The organism is uncultured Nisaea sp. (assembly GCF_963974195.1).
In the GTDB taxonomy this organism is placed as follows: domain Bacteria; phylum Pseudomonadota; class Alphaproteobacteria; order Thalassobaculales; family Thalassobaculaceae; genus Nisaea.
In genome coordinates this window covers 1-3,643 of record NZ_CAXBDC010000189.1, presented here as the reverse complement: position 1 = coordinate 3,643, position 3,643 = coordinate 1, and the positions used below count along the sequence as shown (strand labels likewise).

Sequence of the window (3,643 nt, the reverse complement as noted above, 5' to 3'; positions counted from 1 at the left end):
TGATATGCTGCTGCGTCGGCACCAGAACCTTGCCGCCCATATGGCCGCACTTCTTTTCGGACGCGAGCTGGTCCTCGAAATGCACCGCAGCGGCGCCAGCATCGATATAGGCCCGAGTCAACTCATAGGCATTCAGCGCCCCACCAAACCCGGCCTCGCAATCGGCGATGATCGGCAGCATCCAGTCGGTGCTGTTATCGCCTTCCAAATAGTGGATCTGGTCGGTGCGTAGCAGGGAATTATTGATCTTGCGGGCCAGTTCCGGGCCACTGTTGGCCGGATAGAGGCTCTGGTCCGGATACATGGCACCGGCGACATTGGCATCCGCCGCGACCTGCCAGCCGGAAAGATAGACCGCCTTCAGGCCTGCCTTCGCCATCTGCACCGCCTGACCGCCGGTGACGGCGCCGAGGGAAGGCACGAAATCTTCCTCATGCAGGCTCTTCCAGAGCCGCTCCGCACCCTTGCGGGCAAGGCTGTGCTCGATACGGACGGTGCCGCGCAGGCGCTCGACATCGGCGCGGGAGTAATCGCGCTTCACATTGTCGAAACGGCCGGACGCGGTCAGCGTCATATTCTCGAAATCCTTGGACATGCTTGCTCTCCTCGGTTGCGCGGCCTCGCCGCCTTGTTCGGAACCGGTGCGCCGGACTTCCCCGCCCACAGTGCACCGCAACACTGACAAGACCGTGCAACGCAAATCGCAAATCGTCCATAAGCCATTGAAAGTAAAAAAGTAAAACTGTCACACTTGTAAAATTAAATAGGCCGTTTTTGAAAATCATGAAAATCATTGTGCAGGCGCGAAAGAACCATAAGGTGGAAGCAGGCCCGCTAATCATAATGAAGGAACAGGGCATGGAGGGACTTGACCGCAAGGCGATGCTGGGGCCGAAGATCCGCCGTTTCCGGACCGATCTCGGCATGAGCCAGACGGAAATGGCTGGCGAGATCGGTATTTCGCCAAGCTATCTCAACCTGATCGAGCACAATCAGCGGCCGGTCACCGTCCCGCTGTTGTTCAAGCTCGGGCAGGCTTTCGAACTGGATCTGAAACAGTTCGCCGAGGATGACGACGCCAAGACCGTCGCCGAACTCGCCGAGGTGTTCAGCGATCCGCTGTTCCGGGACCAGCCGGTACGCCCGGTCGAACTGCAGGAATTCGCCGCCCGTTCCCCGAACGCGGCGCAGGCCATGCTGCGGCTGTATCAGGCCTACCGGCAGGTCTGGGAGAATGCCCGGGCGGGCTCGATCGGCACCGGGCGCGACCCGCTGCCGGATCCGGACCAGCCTCTCTCCCCGGTCGAGGCGGTGCGCGACATGCACCAGCGCGAGGCCAATCATTTCCCGGAGCTGGAAGACGCGGCCGAAGCGCTCTGGCAGGAAGCCGGGCTGGATCGCAACGATCTGTTCCGGGGCCTGACCGAGCACCTCTCGCAAAAGGAGGGCATCGCGGTGAAAGTGATGCCCGTGCATGTCATGACCGACACGCTCAGGCGCTACGATCCGCATGGCCGCCGCATCCTGCTGTCCGAAGCCCTGCTGGCGTCCGGGCGCTGCTTCCAGCTCGCCTCCCAGATCGCGGCTCTGGCGCATCATGCCCTGATCGAAAGCATCATCGACCGGCTGGAGCCCGCCGACACGGAAACACGCAACCTGCTGTTCGTCGCCCTCTGCAATTATTTCGCGGGCGCCGTGCTGATGCCCTATGAGAGCTTCCGCAAGTCGGCGCAGGAACTCCGGTACGACCTCGAACTGCTGCGCCGCCGCTTCGGTGCCAGTTTCGAGCAGGTCTCGCACCGGCTGACCACCCTGCAGCGGCCCGGCGCGCGCGGCATTCCGTTCTTCTTCATCCGCGTCGATGCGGCGGGCAATGTCTCCAAGCGCCTGAATGGCGGCGGCTTCCAGTTCGCCCGTTATGGCGGCACCTGCCCGCGCTGGGTGGTGCATGAAGCCTTCCGCACGCCGGGACAGGTGCACACCCAGGTTGCCCGGATGCCGGACGAGACCACCTTCTTCACCATTGCCCGTACGCTGGACAGCGCCGGAGGCTGGCACGAGCAATTGCAACCGCAATTCGCCGTCGGCCTCGGCTGCGAGATCAGGGACGCGAAACATCTGGTCTATGCGGATGGGCTCGACCTGCCGAAAGCCAGCGGCGCCACCCCGGTCGGCGTCAGCTGCCGACTGTGCGAACGGCTCGATTGCAGTCAGCGCGCCCACCCGCCGCTGAACCGGACGATCCGGGCGGATCAGCACATGAAGAAGGCGTCGGCCTTCACATTCGAGAACTAGAGAAAGTGTGAGCTAAAACACACCGGGGACAAATCCCCTTGCCGGAAAGTGGTTCCTCTGCCCCGAGGCGGGCTATGGTATGGGATAAACAACCATAAACATCGCAAAACAACTTGCGATAGCCCCTGAACAGGCAAGCATGTGACAGCAGCCCAGACATATCCCCGGCACCGGACGTTTCGCGCGATCTTCATCTCCGATCTCCATTTGGGAACCCGGCACTGCCAGGCGGACTTGTTCGTCGAATTCCTGAACAAGCATGAGTCGGACCGGATTTATCTGATCGGCGATATCGTCGACGGCTGGCGGCTGAAGAAATCGTGGTACTGGCCTCAGTCTCATGACGATGCCGTTCAGGTCATCCGGAAAAAAGCGCATCTCGGCGCAAAGGTCTCCTACATCCCCGGAAACCATGACGAGTTCGTCCGGCGGTATGCAGGCCGCAGGATCGACGGGGTGGAGATACTCGACCGGGCGATCCACACGACGGCAAACGGCCGCCGTTATCTGGTGACCCACGGGGACCAGTATGATGTGGTGATCCAGAACGCCAAATGGATGGCCTATCTTGGCGATTGCTTCTACGAGTTCGCCCTTTCGACCAACACCTGGCTGAACTGGGTGCGGGCACGCATGGGGCTGAAATACTGGTCACTTGGCGCCTTTGCGAAACGGCATGTGAAAAGCTTCGTCAACATCATCGGCGATTTCGAGGCCGTGGTCGCGAAAGAGATCAGGGCCCAGAAACTGGATGGCGTGATCTGCGGCCATATACACCACGCCATGAGCCGGGAGATGAATGGCATTCATTACGTCAATACCGGCGACTGGGTCGAAAGCTGCACGGCGGTCGTCGAGCACCATGACGGCACTCTGGAAGTGCTTTACTGGGAAGAGCTGTCGCAGGCGCTGGAACACTATCCCGAGCCTGCTCTCGACCCGGAATATGACGAGCGCGTTTCCTAGGATTGAAGCATGACATCGATACTCATCGTCACGGATGCCTGGCTTCCGCAGGTCAATGGTGTTGTCCGGTCCCTGGAATGGACAGCCCGGGAGCTGGAAAAGATGGGTGTCCGGGTCGAATTTCTGTCACCGCAGGAATTCGTGACCATCCCGTGCCCGACCTATCCCGACATCCGGCTGTCCCTGACGCATCGCCGGGCCGTTCAGCGGCGCATGGCCGCGTATGACTGCGAGCATCTGCATATCGCGACCGAAGGCCCGCTCGGGCTGTTGGCGGCCTCGGCCGCGCGCCGCATGGGGATGCCGTACACAACCGGATATCACACACGCTTTCCGGAATATGTGGAGGCACGCTGGCCGCTTCCGGTTTCCTGGTTCTATG

At 61.1% G+C, this 3,643-nt stretch carries 3 protein-coding genes and 1 pseudogene; 3 read left to right on the top strand and 1 reads right to left on the bottom strand.

Translation table 11 applies throughout. The features are described from left to right. Positions 1–595, bottom strand: a pseudogene (locus tag AAC126_RS21980) (isocitrate lyase); the annotation flags it as partial. A 263-nt stretch (positions 596–858) separates the two neighbouring features. Between AAC126_RS21980 and AAC126_RS21975 the strand changes: the two are divergent. From AAC126_RS21975 to AAC126_RS21965, 3 genes are all read left to right on the top strand, one after another. Continuing rightward, positions 859–2,295, top strand: coding sequence for a short-chain fatty acyl-CoA regulator family protein (locus AAC126_RS21975; protein ID WP_339857548.1), 1,437 nt, complete (start codon positions 859–861; stop codon positions 2,293–2,295). A 141-nt stretch (positions 2,296–2,436) separates the two neighbouring features. Further along, the gene (locus AAC126_RS21970; protein ID WP_339857545.1) at positions 2,437–3,261 is read left to right on the top strand and encodes a UDP-2,3-diacylglucosamine diphosphatase; all 825 of its coding nucleotides are present in this window, start codon (positions 2,437–2,439) and stop codon (positions 3,259–3,261) included. 9 nt (positions 3,262–3,270) lie between these two features. Next, positions 3,271–3,643 (top strand): glycosyltransferase (locus AAC126_RS21965; RefSeq protein WP_339857542.1); only part of this gene is annotated, 373 nt, incomplete at its 3' end.